Origin of the sequence: Mesorhizobium sp. WSM2240, from assembly GCF_040438645.1 — a bacterium.
Lineage (GTDB): Bacteria > Pseudomonadota > Alphaproteobacteria > Rhizobiales > Rhizobiaceae > Allomesorhizobium.
Map to the genome: position 1 here is coordinate 488,851 of NZ_CP159256.1, position 20,282 is coordinate 509,132.

At 58.3% G+C, this 20,282-nt stretch carries 15 protein-coding genes and 2 pseudogenes; 10 read left to right on the top strand and 7 right to left on the bottom strand.

The window, feature by feature from the left end; genetic code table 11:
- Positions 1–5: 5 nt before the first annotated feature.
- From ABVK50_RS32090 to ABVK50_RS32100, 3 genes and pseudogenes are all read left to right on the top strand, one after another.
- Positions 6–1,235, top strand: coding sequence for an O-antigen ligase family protein (locus ABVK50_RS32090; protein WP_353646351.1), 1,230 nt, complete (start codon positions 6–8; stop codon positions 1,233–1,235).
- Positions 1,236–1,766: 531 nt separating this feature from the next.
- On the top strand, positions 1,767–2,531 hold the full coding sequence (locus tag ABVK50_RS32095; RefSeq protein ID WP_353646352.1) for a hypothetical protein: 765 nt from the start codon (positions 1,767–1,769) through the stop codon (positions 2,529–2,531).
- Between the two features lie 235 nt (positions 2,532–2,766).
- A pseudogene (locus tag ABVK50_RS32100) lies at positions 2,767–3,693 on the top strand (IS630 family transposase).
- Between the two features lie 36 nt (positions 3,694–3,729).
- On the opposite strand, the gene ABVK50_RS32105 reads toward ABVK50_RS32100, so the two are convergent.
- The 5 genes from ABVK50_RS32105 to ABVK50_RS32125 form a co-directional block, all read right to left on the bottom strand.
- Positions 3,730–4,089 (bottom strand): FAD-dependent oxidoreductase, encoded by a 360-nt coding sequence (locus ABVK50_RS32105; protein WP_353646353.1) that lies wholly within the window; start codon positions 4,087–4,089, stop codon positions 3,730–3,732.
- A gap of 376 nt (positions 4,090–4,465) precedes the next feature.
- Positions 4,466–5,539, bottom strand: a complete 1,074-nt coding sequence (locus ABVK50_RS32110) for a Gfo/Idh/MocA family oxidoreductase (protein WP_353646354.1) — start codon at positions 5,537–5,539, stop codon at positions 4,466–4,468.
- A 9-nt stretch (positions 5,540–5,548) separates the two neighbouring features.
- Positions 5,549–6,268: a hypothetical protein gene (locus ABVK50_RS32115; RefSeq protein ID WP_353646355.1), complete on the bottom strand. Its 720-nt coding sequence runs from the start codon at positions 6,266–6,268 to the stop codon at positions 5,549–5,551.
- A gap of 373 nt (positions 6,269–6,641) precedes the next feature.
- Positions 6,642–8,789, bottom strand: a complete 2,148-nt coding sequence (locus ABVK50_RS32120) for a hypothetical protein (RefSeq protein WP_353646356.1) — start codon at positions 8,787–8,789, stop codon at positions 6,642–6,644.
- A 98-nt stretch (positions 8,790–8,887) separates the two neighbouring features.
- Positions 8,888–9,913: a class I SAM-dependent methyltransferase gene (locus tag ABVK50_RS32125; protein WP_353646357.1), complete on the bottom strand. Its 1,026-nt coding sequence runs from the start codon at positions 9,911–9,913 to the stop codon at positions 8,888–8,890.
- 1,052 nt (positions 9,914–10,965) lie between these two features.
- Here ABVK50_RS32125 and ABVK50_RS32130 point away from each other — a divergent pair.
- Positions 10,966–11,914: pseudogene (locus tag ABVK50_RS32130) on the top strand (IS630 family transposase).
- Positions 11,915–12,614: 700 nt separating this feature from the next.
- Here ABVK50_RS32130 and ABVK50_RS32135 read toward each other — a convergent pair.
- Both ABVK50_RS32135 and ABVK50_RS32140 read right to left on the bottom strand, forming a co-directional pair.
- On the bottom strand, positions 12,615–13,727 hold the full coding sequence (locus tag ABVK50_RS32135; RefSeq protein WP_353646358.1) for an NAD(P)/FAD-dependent oxidoreductase: 1,113 nt from the start codon (positions 13,725–13,727) through the stop codon (positions 12,615–12,617).
- Between the two features lie 763 nt (positions 13,728–14,490).
- Entirely contained in the window at positions 14,491–15,045 is a 555-nt protein-coding gene (locus tag ABVK50_RS32140) for a transglutaminase-like cysteine peptidase (protein ID WP_353646904.1), read from the bottom strand.
- 482 nt (positions 15,046–15,527) lie between these two features.
- On the opposite strand from ABVK50_RS32140, the gene ABVK50_RS32145 reads away from it, so the two are divergent.
- From ABVK50_RS32145 to ABVK50_RS32170, 6 genes are all read left to right on the top strand, one after another.
- Positions 15,528–15,854 carry a hypothetical protein gene (locus ABVK50_RS32145; RefSeq protein WP_353646359.1) on the top strand — a complete coding sequence of 109 codons (327 nt, stop codon included), beginning with the start codon at positions 15,528–15,530 and terminating at the stop codon, positions 15,852–15,854.
- 207 nt (positions 15,855–16,061) lie between these two features.
- Entirely contained in the window at positions 16,062–16,712 is a 651-nt protein-coding gene (locus ABVK50_RS32150) for a hypothetical protein (protein WP_353646360.1), read from the top strand.
- Between the two features lie 358 nt (positions 16,713–17,070).
- Positions 17,071–17,289, top strand: coding sequence for a hypothetical protein (locus ABVK50_RS32155; protein WP_353646361.1), 219 nt, complete (start codon positions 17,071–17,073; stop codon positions 17,287–17,289).
- A gap of 209 nt (positions 17,290–17,498) precedes the next feature.
- Positions 17,499–17,738 (top strand): hypothetical protein, encoded by a 240-nt coding sequence (locus ABVK50_RS32160; RefSeq protein WP_353646362.1) that lies wholly within the window; start codon positions 17,499–17,501, stop codon positions 17,736–17,738.
- A 703-nt stretch (positions 17,739–18,441) separates the two neighbouring features.
- Positions 18,442–19,158 carry a Crp/Fnr family transcriptional regulator gene (locus tag ABVK50_RS32165; protein WP_353646363.1) on the top strand — a complete coding sequence of 239 codons (717 nt, stop codon included), beginning with the start codon at positions 18,442–18,444 and terminating at the stop codon, positions 19,156–19,158.
- A 300-nt stretch (positions 19,159–19,458) separates the two neighbouring features.
- On the top strand, positions 19,459–20,241 hold the full coding sequence (locus tag ABVK50_RS32170) for a response regulator transcription factor (protein ID WP_353646905.1): 783 nt from the start codon (positions 19,459–19,461) through the stop codon (positions 20,239–20,241).
- The last annotated feature ends 41 nt before the right edge of the window (positions 20,242–20,282 follow it).

Genomic DNA, 20,282 nt, shown 5'->3' on the forward strand with positions numbered 1-20,282 from the left:
TCATAGTGCCCCAACCAATTTTCGGCCTGACCCTGGACAGGATGAACCGCCTCTATATGGGGATCGTCACCGGCTGGGGGGCGGTAATCGGCAGCGCCGTCAGCTTCATGGTCGGCGGTGCGTTCATCTGGGCGATCGTCCGCCTCCTGAGAAGGGATTTTCCCCTGTCGCGGGTTCGCGAAGCTCGGATAGTAGCGCTGATCTTTGCGGGTTTTTTCGCAATTGAAGCCCTCGCCGGAGCGATTTCATACAATGGCGTCGTGACCCTGTACGAAATCGGTCAAAACACGCTCTATCTGGCCTTCCTGCCGATCTACTCCCGCCTTTCGGTTTCGGAACGCTCAGGCGTTCGCGACGCGGTCGAACTTGCTGCAATGGGCGGCGCCTATGTGGCATTCGCCATTGCCTCGGTTGAGAGCTTCGGATTTGGCTTGCGGGCTGAAGGCGGCGCAGGCAACGCCTATCCCTTCGCACTTGCAAATTTCATGACCCTCACGATCACTTTCCTGGCCAGCCAGCGCGCGCATGGCCGATGGCGTGTGCTGTTCGCGCTGGCCGCACTCGCCTCAGTCGGCAGCATCATCCTATCAGGGACACGCGGCCTGTGGGCCGGACTCGTCATCGTTCCGGCGATCTGCATCTGGTTCTATCGCGATCACATAGCGCGGCGCTACCTGCTGCCGTCCATAGCGGTGTTTTCGGTCGCACTGTTGGCCTTCGGGCTGTTTGCCACGCCCTTCGTCCGCGACCGTGTCGAGTTGCTGATCGAAGACTATGGGCAAATAGTGGAAGAGGGCGATTATTCGGGATCGCTCGGCAAGCGATTGACCGTCTGGAAAGCGGGTTGGCAACTCGTCACGGAAGCGCCGTTCTTCGGTCACGGGCCGGGTCACAGCGCAGAACTGATGATCGAGCGCACCAAGGCGATCTCGGGAACGCCTCTCTCATATTCGCATTTCCACAATGTTTTTCTCAACTATGCCGTACGCGATGGCATTCCCGGCGCCCTGATCGTCGCGATGATGCTTCTCGGCCCGGTGATTCTGGCCTGGCGCAAGAACCGCGACGAGATGGGAGACTATGGCCTGGCCATGACGGGGGGCATCATGATGAGCTTTTTCCTGAGCGGCCTGCTGAACAATATGATCGGCCATGACCTGTCCGACTCGATGTTCATCGTCGGAATATTGACCGGCCTGTTTTTTGTTTTTGGGCCTAGCGCCCAGTCAGGGTAAGAACTGAATAGATGCTCTTGATCGCATGCATGGCAAAGGCCTTTGCCGCTCCTCGTTGCCGTGAACACTTTCGCCGCGAGGCTCGTACCACGGCCTGAGGGCGGTAACAGTCCGGCAGGTTTTTGACCCCGTCAGTGGGATCAGCTAGTCCCTATGATTGCTGGGCCAGCGGGCTTAACCCTACCGTTGCATATTGGATGATGGGCCGCCCTCAGGCCTAGCAATCATAGGACTAGGCCGTGTGGACGAGTTGACTCAGGTATAGGTGTGAGGTCCCGCCAAAGCCAGTCCATTGTGATCTCCATCGAATCTCGCAAATCCGACGGAATCATAACCTGCTGAAATCGCTCAACCCTTTTTGGAACGGACACTTACAGTTCAGGCTTCAACACCTGCCGAACCGGACGGCTTCTTACCGCTGCCTAGACTCTCCCATATCCACCAAGCTTTTTTTTGGAGGAGAGCTAGGCTACAGAGGTAGCGCCGAGCCTGCCCCGGAGAGCGGCTCTCCGCCTCAACCTTTGTCCGAAAATGTTAGATAGCCAGAAATACACTGAAACTCTCCGCCGCGCTGTATCTTCCATTGAAGATACGGAGTCCGACAGTAGAGAGAAGTCATACGACAAGATCCGCAAGGCGAACGAACGTTTCCTCGATAAGCATAGGGATTTGTTTGCCCCCGAAGCCGTGGTGCAATTGACCGCAGCGCTTGAGGAAATGATCGCCGCGCACCGGCGAGAAGCCGAGCCCCTAGCAGACAAAGCGATCCCGAATTCCACCCACCTATCTAATGGTCCACTCGGAGACGCTGGGCCCGAGGCATCGGCAGCTTGGCGACGGTTTTTGGTGGGCATGTTTCTCGGAATTGGAATCGGCGTAGTGGGGACCCTCAGCGTCTTTTTGTTATCAGAAGGGGAAACGTTGGCGCTCCAACTGGCCAACAAGAAAAACCTCCCGCAGGTCGAAATCGCAGTCGGGTTTTTGGATAGAATTCGCGAGGAAGTTACAAGCCGCCAACGGGACGATGCCGACGGCTTGAGCGCCGTCGCCGGGGCCAAGATGATTGGCCTGAAAAGCGTAATGCCTGAGCTGGCCCGGGAAATGCCAAAAACGCTGCCAAAAAGCTCCGCGGTGGTACTCCGGGCGGATGCCACCGGCTACAAGATCCTTTTTAACTGGCCGCTATGTGCCACGGTGCAGTACGCCAGACCGGACCTGGTTGACCCGGTTCGGGCGCGCGACGTGCTCGGCTGCTCTCATTTCGGTATCTGGAATGAAGCCGGCGCAAAATGGTGATCGAGACTGCCACTCAGGCGGACACGACTTCGTCGCCGCGACAGTTGAGTTGGAACAAAGCTCTCAGCTTGGCAACTGCTGGGTTCCCAAGGGGTCCCCTGTCGACGCCACCCTTGGAGCGGAGAAGCCCACCGTTGCTCCCTAGAGCATCTTCGAAGAACGCAGAGTCGGTTTTGGGATTCACGCGGTCGGGTTTGTCTGATTCACTGCTCTTGGTGATTTGCAGGAGGTTGTGATGACGAGGAGCCTTAGCGGCGACCTTCGCGGTCGGGTGATTGCTGCGATTGAAGACGGGGTTTCGACGCGGGAGGCGGCGCGGCGCTTCCGGATCGGGATCTCGACGGCGGGGGCCTGGCATCGCCGCTATCGCGAGACCGGCGAGATGCAAGCACGCAAGCAAGGCCAGCCGTCGCGCTCGAAGCTCGATACGCATGAGGCTTTCATTCTCGCCCTGATCGAGGATGCGCCGGACATCACGCTTGCCGAGATCGGGGAGCGCCTTGCCGCCGAACTCGGCGTGCGTGCGGCACCCTCGACGGTTTGGCTGTTCCTCGACCGGCGCGGCATCACGTTCAAAAAAAGACGGCGCACGCCTCAGAGCAGCAGCGCCCCGATGTCCTGCGCCGCCGCATTGCCTGGTTCGACGGTCAGCTCGACCTCGACCCCGAAAGACTGATCTTCATCGATGAGACCGCGGCGTCCACGAAAATGGCCCGGTTACGTGGCAGGGCGCCATGTGGCGAGCGATGCCGGGCGGCCGTTCCACACGGCCATTGGAAGACAACCACGTTCACCGCCGGTCTGCGGCTCGACGGCATGGCCGCGCCGATGCTGCTCGACGGCCCGATGAACGGTCCGGCGTTCCTGGCCTACGCCGAGCAAGTTCTCGCGCCCGAGCTTCGCCCCGACGATATCGTGATCATGGATAATTTGCCGGCCCACAGGATCAGCGGCGTGCGCGAGGCCATCGAGAAGGTCGGGGCGCGGCTCCTGTTCCTGCCGCCATACTCGCCGGACTTCAACCCGATCGAGATGCCTGCTCAGAAAGGCCGCTGCCAGAACCGTCGACGAACTCTGGTCCGTTGTCGCCGATTGCCTCGCAGCGTTCACCGCCCAGGAATGCCGACACTATTTCGAGGCAGCAGGCTATGACCCGGATTAAGTCGAATCTGCTCTAGCTTGCGGCGGGTTTCTTGTTTCAAACTCGGAAAGGCGTAGCGGGACTGTCAAGAGGATTCGCCCGGACGATGGCGCCCGCGGCTTCGGCGTCAGCCTGGATAGCCAGTGTCAACGCGTGGCAGTAAACGGTGTCTGTCGACGGCGACAGAAGCGCGGCCGTGCATGACTGTTGTGGCTCCAACGCGACGCCATCCACGCCCGAGAGCAACGACAGGTCGTCGACGCGGTTGCGTGCTGTGCGCCGCGCGATTTCCTTCAGTTTCAACGCCTCGGCAGCGTCCGTCGCGACGATAAGCTTGCCGCAGCGGCTGTAGGGAACGCCCCGCGCGTCGTAATAATCATAGACGCCTTCCCGACCCTCCACACAAAAGGGCGCCATTAGGCTGCGCTGCGGATAATATATGGCTGGCCGGCTCGAATGACTTCACTGTGAGGGACGACTGTATGGGCGCCGATCGCCCTTTCCTTTCGACCATAAGCACCTCACGCCCAGACAGCGCGATGGAGCGCGATGGCCAGACCTACAATCCCGGCACCGATTACAACGCAATCGACTTCATCCATTCATCCAGGGCAGCGTGTCGACGCTGCATGAGCGGATGGATCGCTTTATAATTGAACCCAATGCCAGCCGGACGAAGCTTGCCTTGAGAGAGTGAATCCTGGCAGGGGGGTTCCTCGGCACTCCCATACTGACCCCGTAGCTTCTGCTGCGGGGTCTTTTTCGCATATGCGCCCAGGCACGACGGTCTGTTTTAGGCGTAAAGCTCACCGAACCTGCCGGTGATCACCATCTGGCTGTTAATATCGTTCAGCCTGACAGCTTTTCCTTGCTGTAAGCCAGACGAGGCAATTGCCCACAAAACACGCTGATTGAGCGCCACCTCTTCAGGCGAGATCGTTGGCGGAGTTCCCTCAACAATCGCATTGTACAATTCGAGAAATGCTTGGCTCGTACCGCTGCGCTCGACTTGGACCGGTACAGGAACAACGTCGCTGAAATATACGCTTTCGGGCGAAACCTTCCGGTGAAGCTCGACTCGTTCGCCATTTGAAACCACTCTGATTGCACCCTCGGTCCCAGAGATGGTGACAGACATTCCGGTCGAACTGGAGATCAGCCCACGAGTGCCATTGGCAAAGACAACGTGGGCGAACTCTACTTTGGGGTCGCAGTCGATTAATTTTTCGGTTGCCGTCGCACTTCCGAAGTCGCAGACAGCATTCACCGTCTCGATTTCGCGCCCGCCAAAGAACAGCAGCAAATCTACGCTGTGCGGGTGCGACCACATCAACAGCTCACGATAATTATGGGCTATATTGATTTCGCGAACTTCGCCAATGTCGCCGCGATCGACCATCATCTTCGCCACCCTGTATGGCGCCATGAAACGCCGCAACGTTCCGTAGGTGAAGTAAATACCCGTTTCCGCGATTTCAGCCATCAAAGACTCGCCCTCAGCGAGATGCTGAGCCAGAGGCTTTTCAGAATGAATACCACGAACGCCGTGTTTGACGGCCGCGCGGATGATCTCGAGCCGGCCCGGTGTCCTTGTCGCAACGGCTAGTATATCCGGTTGGACCGAAGCCAGCATTTTCACCGCGTCTGTCATGCACGCGGCGGGCGGGATGCCGAGGCGCTCGCCGACCGCCATGGCTCGGTCCCCATCACCGTCACAAACAGAGACAAGTTGAAGGCCGGGGTGCTCGGCAATGGCCTCGGCATGGCTGAGCGGAAGCCACGCCGGTGGAAGCATCGACCGTGTCCGTTCCGTCGTGGACGCGCCCATCCGGCCACATCCGACCAGTGCGACCCGCAAGCTATTCATCCCGAACCCTCACCATTTCAGTACTGCGGTCACAAGCCCCGGCTCACGGTTTGCCAGGCGCTCATACAGGTCGCCCAGCTTATCGGCAGCGGCGATTTCCGAAACCAGATGTTGCGCAGGTAGCCGCGCCCGTCCAACTTGGTCGACCAGCCATTGCATGTTGCGCTTGACCGTGAAGCGCACGTCGGTTGGCGAGACATCGATGTTGGGCAGCATTCCGCAGGCCATCACAGTGAGCTGCTTGTCGTACAAGAACTGCGACGCAAGCGGGTTGAAATCCGGCGCAGGCTGTCCTCGTCCTGGAAACCCGAGCACGGCAATTGTGCCGCCTGGCCTCGCGGCGCTTAAGGCCAGCTGCCAGTCCGGCCAAGTGTTGCTTGTCGTCACCACTATGTCGAGTGCGGGCACCGCAGAATGATTGTCTTTTGAAAGCACCTCGATTGCGCCAGCTTGGCGTGCCCTATCGGCTATGTTTGTCTGGTTGGAAAATGCATATGCAGCGCCCCCGCCAGACGACGCCATTCCAAGAGTAGCAAGACCGATTGGGCCAAGCCCGATTACGCCGACACTATGTCCTGGCCGGAACTGAGATTTGAGCAGAGCGGCGTAACCGAGATGAAACAGATAGCTCACGCTCACCAAAGCGGGATCGAACGCTGGATCTAGGGTCGCCAGCACTGCGCGTTGGTGGCAGACAAAAGCTTCTCTATGCGACTCATGGGTGACCACCAAGTCTCCGGGACGATAGGCGGTTACCTCCGCCCCAACCTCTAGAACCTCCGCGACATTGCAATAGCCGACAAGCCTTGGATAGACCTTTCCTGGGCGAAGAGGATCCGCCCCTACATAGGCGGCAACCTCCGTTCCGGGGGATATGGCCGAAAACGTCGTTCGGCAGAGGATGGACTGAGGATCCGACGAATTGAGGCCCACGGTCTCTCGTTCCCACACGAGATCACGAGGTCCCGTAAGCTTCGCAACGCGTACGTCCATGATTGGCCCCCCTTGTGCTGGCCGATTTAGATTACCCCCGTGGCAGGGTCGCCTTGCCCTGCAGTACGGACTTCATGGAAGCTGTTTTCTGCCGATTGGGCTCAAACTTCTATGATGCGGCCGCGGCAGATCGAGTGCGCCGCGCCTTTCGCTTTGCATCGCGCGGTCGTTCGAGGTTCAGCGATCGGGTAGGCAAATTAACGACCGGCGTGGTAGCCAAGTCAAATTCGAAGAAGCGGCTAGCGGCCTTTGTCACGTTGGGATCGCCGTTCTGCTCCAGGTCAAGCAACTGATTTTCGTAGAACATGTTCGGGCCGATCGGTTTGTTGGTTGCCGCGCGGCGAACATAGCCAAAGGGGATCGTGACGAATTCGGACTTCATGAACTGCATATACGCGGTGGCCCGCCCAACCGTATTGGCCGGGATCGCCAGCGGGAACGTTCCATTGAAAAGGCTCTTGTAGTCATCCAGTTTGCGGAGCAACGGAGCATCTATCGGGTAGTCCTTCTCGGCCCACTCGCTTTCCGCAAAGGCCGGGCAACCCAGCACCTGATATTCCGCATACGCCGTGCCATTCCAAAGGAAGCAGGCATCTACGTAATCAGCAAGCTCCGACGAATTGAACGACGAGTGCCCCAAGAAGATGACGTTATTCGGCAGCGACTCGGGGAGTAGATCGCGCAGTTTCTGGCTGCCGCCTTGAACGATTTCGGAACGCAGTTCGTGAGGGTGCGGCTTGATAATCAGCAGCGAGTTTGACTCCTCCGCCAGGTTCACCAGGCCCTTGGCCCAAGAGGGAAAGTCCCGGAAAACATTTCCCCGATCATCAGGAGCCGCGAAGTCGATGAGAACCTTGCCGAAAACGCAGAACACCTTGCGTCCTTCCGCCTTGGCAGCAGCGATGGCTCCGAGGACGGTCTGCCGCTCGAGGTCGTCGGTGCCGCTGGTCCCGCTTCGGTTCAGGTTAATCCACTCCAATACCATTTCTCGTCTTGTCGTGGCTTCCGGATCGCTGGCAATGAACTGATCCAAGCGGTATCGGCCGGCAAGCAGAGGATGCCTCACATCTGGCCTCGCCGTCATGTCCTCGACGGAGATGGTGCGGGCCTCAAGAGTTGAGAGATTGGAGAAGTAGTTTTCATAGGCAACAGACAATCCCACCAGGTGGATGTTGTGCCGCTTTCCAATATGCTCGCACCAGCGGCGCACGACACCCCAAGGCGCAAAGTGCGTGTCCATCGTGACCAGACGAATTGGTTTTCCAGTCTTCGAAGCTAGAGTCACCAATCGTTCGCATATGACCAGTGCAAGGTCGCTCCGACGAAGCATCGAGTGGAACAAACTGACTGCCTGGGTTGTGTCCAGTTTCCCGCGATAGACGCCCTGCTGCTTGCTGATGCGCTCCGCGAAAAACGTGTAATAATTAATCCCGGAGCAGGAGACGATTTCGTTCTCCCAATCGATAGTCCACTGGTTATGCAGTTCATCAGACGACCACGGCTCATCCGAGAGGGAGCTGCCATTTGTCCTGATCGCACCAGAAATGCCCTGCAATTCAGGGCGCCGGGAGAGCGGCATGGTGGACGGTATGACCGAGCACACATCATACCCCTGCCGCAACAGTTCCACGCTTATCGGAACCATGAGGCCAGACGTGATGCGATGGTTTAAGTCAAATAGAACGACGTAACCCTTGGGGTCGACTTGGCCGTAGCGTTCTATGTAGTTGGAAAATAGCTCATACCCCTTGCCTGCGAAAAGCGTGTGCCCGCGTCGGGCGCGAAGACTAGCGTTTTCACCAATATAAGCCGCTTTGGTTGCAAAGCCTTTGAATGCGAGGTCGTAGCGACCGATGTCGCGCAAACTGTCCCAACAGGCTTGCAGAAGGTGCGGATTGATATCGGCGTTCCGTGGGATCATGGCCGCGAGCTCTACCGCATGGCGCAGATTGCCACGCCTATATTCCAGCGTTGCCCAAGTGACGAGAGTGTCCGATGCCAACTCCGAAACGCCTTTCACCGTGGCTTCGTCTACCTGTTTGAGCGACAAAGTGCGACGGAGATTTGCAAAGGCTTTAGGCCGGTTTACGACCTCGATATCGGGTTTGGTGGCTTTAACCGGTAGCTTGTAATCGACAGGAACCTCTTCCTGGCGGGGCAGCACTGGCTTGCCGTCAAAAAGCGGTCTGTTGTTTCTTACCCTCCACAGAGCTTGTCTTACATTGTAAGGAACGATCTTCCTGACAATCGCGCGCATCGATTCACTCTCTAGTTGGCCTCGGCGGTCGCCCACTTAGCGCGTACCAGTTGACGAGTCACTCCCCTGTTTTCGCTGCGCCCACCTAGGAGGTCCCATTAGGGAACAGCCGCGCCCGGCGAAATGACATCGATCTCCAAGTAGGTCGAAGGATTAACTGGGTTTGAGTTGTAAACATGAGTGAAGTCGTAGATTGCCTCTCGCACGACGAATCGCTTGGCATTCACATGCTTATTGACACAATCCATGGCGTTTCGGTTGTACTTCGCGCGCCAGGAGTTGATGGCGGCGCACATCGCAACGGCATGGGGCGCATGTAGATCGTCGAAGCGCCGAACCACCATCGCTTTGAAGAGATCATCGTTCTGACGAACGCGGGCCTTGTAGAGCTCGGGGAATCGTTGCCAGCCGATTGGCTCACAGTGGATAAGCTTTGTCGGCTCTGGCCGTGTGGCAATCTTCTGGTGAAGCAATGGCGATATTTCCTCGACTTGCTCGAGCGAGTGATGCGAGAAAATCAACAAGCGTCCTGTTTCGGGAAGCATGGACAGGTCAGGATTTCTGTAGTCGAAGAAGTGCGCTTCGATTGGCAGGTTCTCGTGCTCGGCAAGAATCTTGATGATTTCTAGCCCAGCGTCAGAAAATTCCAAGCCAAACAGCCGCTTTCTCTGGATGGCTTTACCCAAATAGGTTGAAAGATTGAACAGGTTCCAGCCCGGACCTGCGCCGAGTTCCACTATGACGTCAGCACTCAACGCATGCTGGTAAATAGCACTCATTGGGTCGAAATTTGGCTGCGCGACGAAGCGACTGCCGCAGGCTCCTAGGCGTGACGTAGGTTTGCCAGCGGACGTGGTCTCGTTGAAGTCGGCTAGGAGGTTCTTAGTGATCGCCTCAGCAACTCGGTTGGCTTGGACGAGATGGGGCTGGCTGCGAATATTCGCGAGGATGTGCGCGACTGTCTCACCAGCAGCGATCTTTTTGCGGATGCCCTCGATCCTTCTGCCCCAATGCTCCTCATAGCTGCGCTTAACGAATTCAGCGTCTGCGCCACCCCTTTCGACAGGTGACGCCGCCGCCATCTCTTTCGACGACCTTATTGCTAGCGCAATCCAATCTTCCATCACGGGACCTTCCCAGAATCCTGCCCTCGATGCTACCATCGCTCTGACAGTAGTTGCGAACAACCACACATTATCCGGAAGCTCAATCTGCTCTTTCGGGCGGAACGGGAGGGGCAAGCTGGGCGGCTCGGGGTTTACAAGACCGTCGAGCGAACAGTTCTTCCGTGACGTGGTTCCCTGAACCGGCTTTCGCCGCGCCCGTCAATCCTCTCGCACAAGCTTTGTGAAAATTCAACGCTGAAAGGACGACCTTGCCATGACCGTCCTCGTTGCGCTGACTTCAGCTAGCCTCGGGCGTAATCTTCGCTGCAATATCTAGCCGAATCAATTCAGCGAGTTCGCGCGCGGCGCGGTTTTCGGCGTCTCGTTCGGCTCGCATCGATGCAAACTCTTGACGTGGCCTGTCGAAAGACGAGGAAATTTCGCGGTGCCCCTCAGCCACCTTCGCCCCGGTGGTTACGTCGGTGAGCGTGTAAGTTCCTACCAATCGTAAGCTGCCGGCTGATGGTCTATCTTCACCGGTCGTCGGTCTTACTCTAGCAACCCCATCACTGTCGCAGCCACAATTAGAGTCAGGGAGTATCGGGGTTTAGGCGGCTCGCCCTGGCCACGCCCAAACATAAAGATTAGGTGGTTCCGAACTTCTTGGCCAACGCGTGTTTGCGGCTCTGAGACGGCGATGGAGGCCATCTCCTGGACCACGCCGCCTGCGTCGCCGCCAATGATTGCAGGTCCATCGCTATAGAGTGGCCGGACCGTACAAGCTGACGAGCATGCGAGAACTAACAGTAGCTCTCAGCATATTGATGCTCCCGATAAAGAGGCGGAACAACCACACATCGTCCGGAACGTCAATCTGCCCTTCGGCGGAAAGAGATGATGGGATGGGCTGATCGGCCCGGCAACGCTAGCGACCGTGAACGCCGCCCTCGAGGCTTCCGGCGTTCCTGCTGGAGGCTAGAGCATCTTCGAAGAACGCAGAGTCGGTTTTGGGATTCACGCGGTAAGTTTCGTCTGATTCACTGCTCCTAGTGATTTGCGAGGGGGTGAGGATGACAAGGAGCCTGAGCGCGGACCTGCGCGGGCGGGTGATTGCGGCCATTGAGGATGGCTTATCGACGCGGGAGGCTGCGCGTCGCTTCCGGATCGGGATTTCGACGGCGGGAAGCTGGTATCGCCGCTATCGCGAGACCGGCGAGATGGAGGCGCGCAAGCAAGGCCAGCCGTCGCGTTCGAAGCTCGACGCGCATGAGGCCTTCGTTCTCGGCCTGATCGAGGAGACGCCGGACATCACACTTGCCGAGATCGGTGAACGCCTTGCAGCCGAGCGGGGCGTACGGGTAGCGCCGTCCACCGTCTGGCTGTTACTCGACCGGCGCGGCATCACGTTCAAAAAAAGACGGCGCACGCCGCCGAACAGCAGCGTCCCGACGTCCTGCGCCGCCGCAGGGCCTGGTTCGATGGTCAACTCGATCTCGACCCCGAGAAGCTGATCTTCATCGACGAGACCGCGGCATCCACGAAGATGGCCCGGTTGCGAGGCCGTGCGCCATGCGGCGAGCGCTGCCTGGCGGCCGTGCCTCACGGGCACTGGAAGACGACGACCTTCACCGCCCCGGCCTGCGGCTCGACGGCATGGCCGCGCCGATGCTGCTCGACGGTCCGATGAACGGCCCAGCCTTCCTCGCCTATGCGGAGCAGGTTCTCGCGCCCGAGCTTAGCCCCGGCGACATCGTGGTCATGGATAACCTGCCGGCCCACAAGATCAGCGGCGTGCGCGAGGTGATCGAGAAGGCCGGAGCGCGGCTCCTGTTCCTGCCGCCATACTCGCCCGACTTCAACCCGATCGAGATGGCCTTCTCAAAGCTCAAAGCCCTCCTGAGAAAGGCTGCAGCCAGAACCATCGACGAACTCTGGTTGGTCGTCGCCGGCTGTCTCTCCGCGTTCAGCGCCGAGGAATGCCGACACTATTTCGAGGCCGCCGGCTATGACCCGGAATAAGTCGAATCTGCTCTAGTCAGTCACGCAGGCGCTTGGCTGCCCTTTGCTCCGCCTTACAAAGCGTACAGCTCGCGAACCCACCTCATTCACGTCCCGCGAAGGACGCCCTTTTCCACCGGCAGGTGGAACGTTATGGGGTGATCCTTGTCACGCTTCCTCTGCGATCATGTTTCATCTCCGTGTTCGACCGCTGACGACCATCTCCTCGTCCCGGACCTGGGTTCCGGCTCTGCCACCCGCGCGCAGTGGCCGGTCAAGGGTGACTGAAGCCATCGCGCAGCGACGTGGCCTTGACGGGCGCGAGCACGGCGGCGCGCTGACAGTGATCGGGGTGGGTACGGTATGACTCCGAACGAGTACCGCCCATTTGCAGACGCAGCGATTTTCGTTCTTTAGTACAAACCCTGTAGCGGCCGCGGGCGGCAGCCATTTGCTCTGCAATTCCATCGACCGATTGGTCCATCCGGTCGGGCTCAAGCACAATCGGGTGACGTCAGCTCCGGTTGCGTGTTTCGCGGCGATGCCGGCCTGGCGGTGCGCGATGCCAGGCCATTCCTCATCGAGGTCGGGAAAGATCGTCGCCTCCGCCACGACGTATCGAGATAAAGGTGATTCCGTTTAATCGCCGATCCAGCATTCCAGTTGTCGACTGGCCGGGGCTGCGGGCCGGCAACCGTGACATTCTCTCCGGCGTCGTTTATCAACGGGTATGCGTCTCTACCAGTTGCCGAACATGATCCGCCAACGCCAGTGACGCCGTCAGGCCGGGAGATTCAATACCGAACAAATTGATCAAGCCCGCAATGCCGTGAACCTCGCTGTCTTCAACGGCAAAATCCTGTCCGGGCGCTCCAGGTGGCACGATTTTCGGGCGAATTCCAGTGTACCCCGGGAGCAGCCGCGCTTCCTCGAGACCCGGCCAGTAGCGTCGGACAGCCTCGGCAAAGCGCGGCAAACGGGTTTCGTCAAGATAATAGTCGATGGAATTGATCCACTCGACGTCCGGACCGAAGCGCGCCTGGCCTCCAAGATCGATGGTGAGATGAATGCCTAGCCCACCGGCCACCGGTACCGGGTAGACGAGCCTTGAAAACGGGCAGCGACCACTGAGTACGAAATAGACGCCGCGCGCAAAATAAGCTGTCGGTATGCGATCGGGTGCAATTCCCTCGATCGTGCGCGCGACCTCGGGTGCGAACAAGCCCGCTGAGTTGACGAGGTGTCGGGCGCGGATGGAGGTGGGTTCGGCGCCGCCAAGCGACAGGACGAGATCAGAGCCGTCACTGATTGCACCAACGAATGGGCAGCCGAACGCGATCATGGCGCCAGCGGCTTCGGCGTCAGCCTGGAAAGCCAGCATCAAGGTGTGGCTGTCAACGATGCCTGTCGACGGCGACAGAAGCGCGGCAGTGCACGACAGCTGTGGCTCCAACGCGATGGCCTCTCCGCCCGAGAGTAACGACAGGTCGTCGACACCGTTGCGTGCTGCGCGCTGTGCTATTTCCTGCAGTTTCAACGCGTCGGCAGCGTCCGTCGCGACGATGAGCTTGCCGCAGCGGCTGTAGGGAACGTCCCGCGCGTCACAATAATCGTAGAGGGCCATCCGACCCTCCACACAAAGGCGCGCCATCAGGCTGTGCTGCGGATAATATATGCCGGCGTGAATGACTTCACTGTTGCGAGATGATGTGTGGGCGCCGATCGTCCTTTCCTTTTCGACGACAAGCACCTCACGGCCAGACAGCGCGAGTGAGCGCGCGATGGCCAGACCTACAATCCCTGCGCCGATCACAACGCACTCGACTTCATCCATGCGCAGTCTGGTCCTGCTCCAGCACGCGTCCAACCTGTTGTCTCACCCGAACCGCTGACGCGCCAGGCAGAGTTTGACGAAGCGGGTCATCTCGGCATCGCCGAGCGTTGGAGAACGTGCCTTCAGACCTTGCGCCTTGCTCGCCGTAGCGCCATTATAGACTCGTTCCCATTTTCCTGAAAATCGCCGACCTCGCTATTTTTTCACCGCCGCTGGCATTGTGTAATTGCCATGGTCTGCGTTCAATTGGTCATGTCTGCGTGAGGCAAATTCTGCCGCTACACGTCCGCTCTGCTCGTACCTACTGCTCACCCGCCCCCGCGGGAGAAGTTCGCCTTCCTGGTCGCAGTCACGCGCCATATTCACCATCAGGCACACGGCCTTCCGGCGCAGTTGGTTTTCGGTTGTCATGGCTGCTCCAATGGAGCTGGACTGCACGAACGTTTCTCGAATTCAGATCAGCGTCAGCAGGCGTCCTGGCGGTCGAGGTCTCCTCGAACTGTTCTCGCCCGGTCAACAATCCTCCGATGGTAATCCTCGCGCGACCGAACGACGCTGGCGAACGGATCGAGCACGGTACCGACGTCAAACCGTTCCACATGCTGACACATGGCGCCCCAAGCCCATTTCCTCCATCAACACGTCATTTTTTCTGGCACATCCCAGAGAAATGGTCGGCCGGCCGAGCTTCAGCGCGCAAACGATGTTATGAAATCGCGTCGCGACCGGCGCTGATAGATGGGAACGGTATTTGTGGCAGCGATCACAAGGATCGCGGTTGTTCGATGCGAACCCATTTGTGAGCGGCGAATTGAGACTGACGCGCGAAATACCTATATGGCGTGTTCGACCAATTGCGAACCGCATTGGTTCTGTTGTCAAGGACCTTGTCGCCCTTGGACGTTCGCACGGTTAGCACCGTGTGCCCCTCGTCCCCAAGGCGCGCGACCGTCAGGAGTAAAACTGAGGCTGGCCACCCACGCTTCAATAGCTCGCTCTTCTTCAGAATTGCGAAATCTTCGCAGTCTCCCTGAGTGGAAGGCAATTGCCAGTAGTCCGCATTGCCCGATGTTTGCAAGTCACTCCGCTCTTTGATTCGCCGGTTGACGGATCCATTGACTGCCTCCAGCTCCTCCTCGCGGGCGGCAGTCAATTCCATGACATTATTGCCGTTTTCAGTGCGGCAGAGCCTCGGCTCCCTCCCGCAGAATGCGTCGAAAGCTGGAGGTGGGAACGCATAGCCCGAGACTTGCATGGCCGTGCCAACCGATGCGGTCTGATTGCACGCCGAAAGTATTATCAGGAATGAAGGGACCATAATCAAACGAAGCATGGCTCCTCAGTCCAATGGGATTGTGGCCGCAAATGGGCCGGATCGGCGGTTTCCAAAGGTTTATTTTTGCAATGCGCTTAGGCAGTTTTCTTTAGGTTGGTAAACGAATTATTAATTTTCCGAGCGAGGGCTCTTAGCAGACGATGCAAAAAGTTCCTTACTAGTTGGAGTAACTGTTATGCGTCACGTCCTCTGGAAATTTGGCAAATATTCCTTTGGGATTGCACTAGGCGCCGTTGTGGCAAGCAGCCTCTCTGAGCCCGCCATAGGACAATCCAGTGTTCGTCCCGTTCTCTCGGCGGGGGAATGCAAGAGGCTAACTGAAGACAACTACCAACGTTGTTGTATAGCGCTGAATCGGAAGGCGATTCTGACGCCTGCCCAATTGGGACAATGCCCCCCACTGACCACCTCCCTGATCGGCAGTGTCACCAGCAAGGAACGAGGAGACGGAAGATCGGGCAGTAATGGCGGCGGCCGCGGTAACGGTGGCGGCGGTAACGGTGGCGGCGGCAACGGTGGCGGCGGTAACGGTGGCGGCGGCAACGGCGGCGGCGGCGGCAACGGCGGCGGCGGCGGCAGCGGCGGCGGAAGCGGCGGCGGCAGTGGCAGCGGCAGTGGAAGCGGGAGCGGCAGCGGCAGTGGAAGCGGGAGCGGGAGCGGCAGCGGCAGCGGCAGTGGAAGCGGGAGCGGCAGTGGCAGCGGCAGCGGCAGTGGAAGCGGCAGTGGAAGCGGGAGCGGCAGTGGCAGCGGCAGTGGAAGCGGGAGCGGCAGCGGCAGCGGGTTTTAGTTAGCGGACGCGCGCCATCGCGGCGCACACCCGAAGCATCGGAGGGCACATTTCTGTTGACGTAGGACCCAACTGGGCTGTCAGATCCCATGGGCGGGTGGATTGCGCCCTGCGCTTTGGACTTGGACGCGACGCCAAATGGCGCGAGCGCACCCGCGAATTCACCCTGGATTGTGACTGTGCCTACGGGAAGCGCTGAGCCAAGCTCTGCATGGTCCTGATGTCTCGCGTTCACCGATGGGACAAGTTCCGCATTGATGCGATTTTCAGGCATAATCGCCAGATGATGCCAAGGACTTCAACACGAGCAATTCTCGTGCCAAAGCTATTACGCCAGCGCGCGCTCGTTTGCATGACCACCGCAATGGTTACGATAACCGCTATCGTCCTGTGTTCTATCCTTCGGGCGGGCGCCCAAGATCGTGTCGCGGCAGGGAAGGTTCAGCGCATCGGTCACGGTGCTGCGAGCTCTTCAAACATGGCTGCCCTTTACGCCGCCAGGCCGGCTATCCTTGTCAAATACGTGGCGGCGATGAGAAGATATCAGGCCGCAGCGGCTCGTAGTGATGTATCCGGGCCGGCCACGACGCTGGAGATGAGTGCAGAGCCGCCCCGAAACGAGCCCTGGACCTGGATAGCTGCGTCAGGCGATTCTGTGCGACGCGTCGAGGCCAGCATGTTCAAACTGTCGACCGGCAGCTATCTCGGCAACTGGTTTTTTGACATCGAGTGCCTTGTTGTGGACTGGCCCACATTTCTTTGCAGTGACGACAGAAAGCGGAAAATGTCGGCGCCCGACCCCGAAACAGTTATTTTCGACGGCATCGAATATAAGCGCCCTTATGCCAGCAGTCATCCGTGATGATGCAGAAGCTCGACATCTAACGTCCGGGGTCCCTCCGGTTCAGCTGCAAGTGTTCTCGATACCTCAAAGCCCAATTCGATGCGGCCGGAATGCCGTCGCCCCTGGCGCAGGTGCCGCCGCTCACAATATCGGCAAATTGCCCCGCCCGTGGGAGGCCGTAACTATTGCCCGCTTGAATGGGCGAAAAAGGATCGGCTGTCATGTCAATCCGCGTATCAACCACAGTGGCTTGCGTTCTCGCCGCAATCACCGTGGCTGCCGACGCAGACTTCCGTTGGGGCATCAACGGGCATCCGATAACGGCCTATCCAGGCGTGCGAATAGAAGTGAGCTCGATCTCATCGAGGATCTTGGCGTGAAGTCCTACCGCCTGGATATTTCGAGCGAAGACAACGCCGATGATTTGGCCGCCCTTATCACCGCAGCAAAAAAACTCGGCATAGATGCTGCCCGTCATCACCCCTCAATGAAGAGGACAATGCCAGGATCAGCCGTTCCGCTCACCAACGAGTCACTGACGATGCTTGCCAAAGCACAACTCCTGACGCGGGTCACCACCGCATCAGCTCCATAAGGCGCATTTCTCGACAGAACGAAGGTGGATCGCGCAGGCAGACAACCAAAAGTACAGTGCCGATCTGCGACGATAAGTTCCTGTGGTCAACGGAAGGCGCCGCTTCCATTTGCAAAAACCTATGCTAGGTTCAACGTGTGCTAGGACAAAGTGGGCGCAACACTGGGCGGTGTTAAGGTGTTCCTGCACTTTCTGAGGGGGGTGCCTGCATGTCTGGTCTGATTGGGCTGAGCGTCATTGGACCAAAAGAATTCAGAAAAATGCTGGAAATTTACGAGCGAGCTTGCCAGGTGAAGGCGAAGCTGCCCGAAACCCATATTGCAAGCATTGCGGCCAACAGGTTGATCGCTGCCTTCCACGATGATGCTGAGGATGATGCTGAGCCAGGTGTGGCCGAGCATCTCTTCCAGAAATGGTTGGTCCAGGCTGCGCCGCAAGGCAACGCTTGATAGACAACAGGCTGACCTGGCGTCCGCTCATGGCGTTGGCCTGTCGGGATAAACGGCGGCCTTGGCGTGTGGTCCAAGATCCTCGCGACTGATCGGCGTTTCGAGCCTGATCCCATTGCTTCGGCATGGGCCGGACACGATCGACGGATCCGCAACGCCGTGACTTTCCCTTTGCCACTTGAATGATCGAACCGTCGTGGCCATTAGCTGGTTTATGAGAGAAGAAATGACGGCCGCGCCAGAGCGTCCTGGCTGTTTGCCCCGCCGCGCCGCAACGCTCAAGAACAGTGTCGGAGAGCTTATGGAGGAGTTGCTCGAGAGTCCCTTTGGGCGACAACTGAGCCGACCGCGATAGGGGAGCCGCTAGGCGGGTGGGGGCACGGCCCCCCTATCCTGCCCCTCAAGTGCGGACAGGCCGCATGAGCAATTTTCACGCGCGCGCAGTTATGATCGACCTGTCCCCAATCTCCCGTCAACGAACTTTTGGACGTAGAATCCGCTCCCGCGGCAGAAGGGAAATGCGTCATAGTTTGCCAAAATGGATGAGGAGCGAGACAAAATATCCAGAACCTGAAAATTAAGCTAAGCTCATGGTATGATCTCTCCGTCAAAGGCAGTACTCGGAACATGGGGTGAGTTAACTGGTTTTTCAAAATAATCTATCGTAAGTTGTGCTTCAGGTGGGACGAATTACAGCTTTTCCATGAACGATCAAACACTGCTTCAATTCATAAAAGCGCATCCTATTGGCGCGTCTTTGACACGGGACGAAAGCGAGCCCTACGCATTTTTGAAGATCGTTGCAAAGGACTATAAGGCGCATTCGGTAATTAGCCGCCAGGGTGAAGTCGACAACAGGATCTTCATCGTTCAATCGGGCTGGGCGTGCCTGCAGCGCGGCCTGCAGAATGGCGACCGCCAGATAATTGATACGCCCCTCAGGGGTGACGTGATAGGGGTAAGAGCCGTCGACGGCCCCAACATCTCCACCCTGTCGGCAATATCGGATGTGTCAATGTTTGAGGTGCCGAGGCGCGCCTTCGCCAGTGCGACGCTCCTTCACCGCCCGTTGGGCAACATGCTGACACGCGCGATCGCGCGCCAGAACTCGATCCTGACGGAGCATCTGATGAACGCCGGACGGCGCAATGCCATGAGCCGGACCGCTCACTTTCTCCTCGAGCTCGAGGAGAGGCTCTCCGCCTATGGCCTCGCATCGGGCAACCGGTATGAATGCCCTCTCACTCAGCAGGAACTTGCAGACATCCTCGGTCTAACGACCGTACACGTAAACCGGACGCTCGGAGAGTTGCGAAAATCGGACATGGTTTCTTTCAAAGCCGGCTTTGTTGAGGTGCTCAGCAGAAAAAAACTTGTGGCGCTTGCTGGTTTCGACAAGGAATACCTCCGGTTGATGTAGTTTCGCCATGGATGGAGCCCATTCGCTGCCGCTGGCGTAAGACAACTGTACGTTTCTGACCGCGGAATTTCTTTTTTTTTAAAATTAACCTATGTTAACGAAAATGCGCCGTTTTTACATACTCTAAGTCTTGGTTCTCGTCCTGCGGGAGCGAAGAGCCAAATAGAAACTACCGCTGGGGCGGAAGTTGCCCAAAGCGCTCGCATACGGGTGGGGAATACAACTTCTCTCTAAGCTTTTTTGTAAGGGGCTCTTGATGGTCGCCTGGTGGCGATCTGCGTGGAAAGGGTGGGTATTTGTATGACTTCCATTACAGGACTACACGACTCCAGTTCACAACAGGGGCATGCAAGGGACGGTGCTAACCTCACACGGTCCGGTTCGCCGGTCGGTCCTGGACCCGGCGCATGGGCCGAGACCCTACTCATCATCGACAGCCGGGCTCTGGACCGGGAATGCCTCGCGAAGGCGCTGATCGATCACAACCTTGGTATGGATGTAAGCGCGATGAGCTCGGTTGAGCAGTGGCGCGCCAAGAAAGCCTCTCATGCGCCCTTGGGCGCGGTCCTTTTCAATCTCGGTGGCCGTAAGGTCACCGATGCCGGCATCTCGGACGAAATTTCGCGAATTGCCGCCGAGTTCCGGTCGGTGCCGGTTGTCATCCTTGCCGATACGGACGACCTGGGACAGATTTTGAAGGCGCTGGAATGCGGCGCGCGCGGCTACATCCCGACTTCGGTCGGGATCGACGTCTGTGTGGAAGCAATTGGCCTTGCAGTAGCTGGAGGTATTTTCGTTCCGGCGAGCAGTGTCCTTGCCATGCGGCACCTGCTCGATGCCAGCGGACGCGAGGCGCCGCCGCTCACCGGAATGTTCACAATCCGGCAGGCGGAAGTGGCTCAGGCGCTAAGGCGGGGCAAAGCCAACAAGATCATCGCCTATGAGCTGAACCTGCGGGAAAGCACGGTTAAGGTCCACATCCGCAACATCATGAAAAAGCTGAAAGCGACGAACCGGACCGAAGTCGCCTACAAAATCAACGATCTTTTCCCGCCGGAGGTGAATTCTTCGTCTGCGGCCTGATCGCCAACAACAATTTCGCATCCGCCGTCGGGAGATTTTTG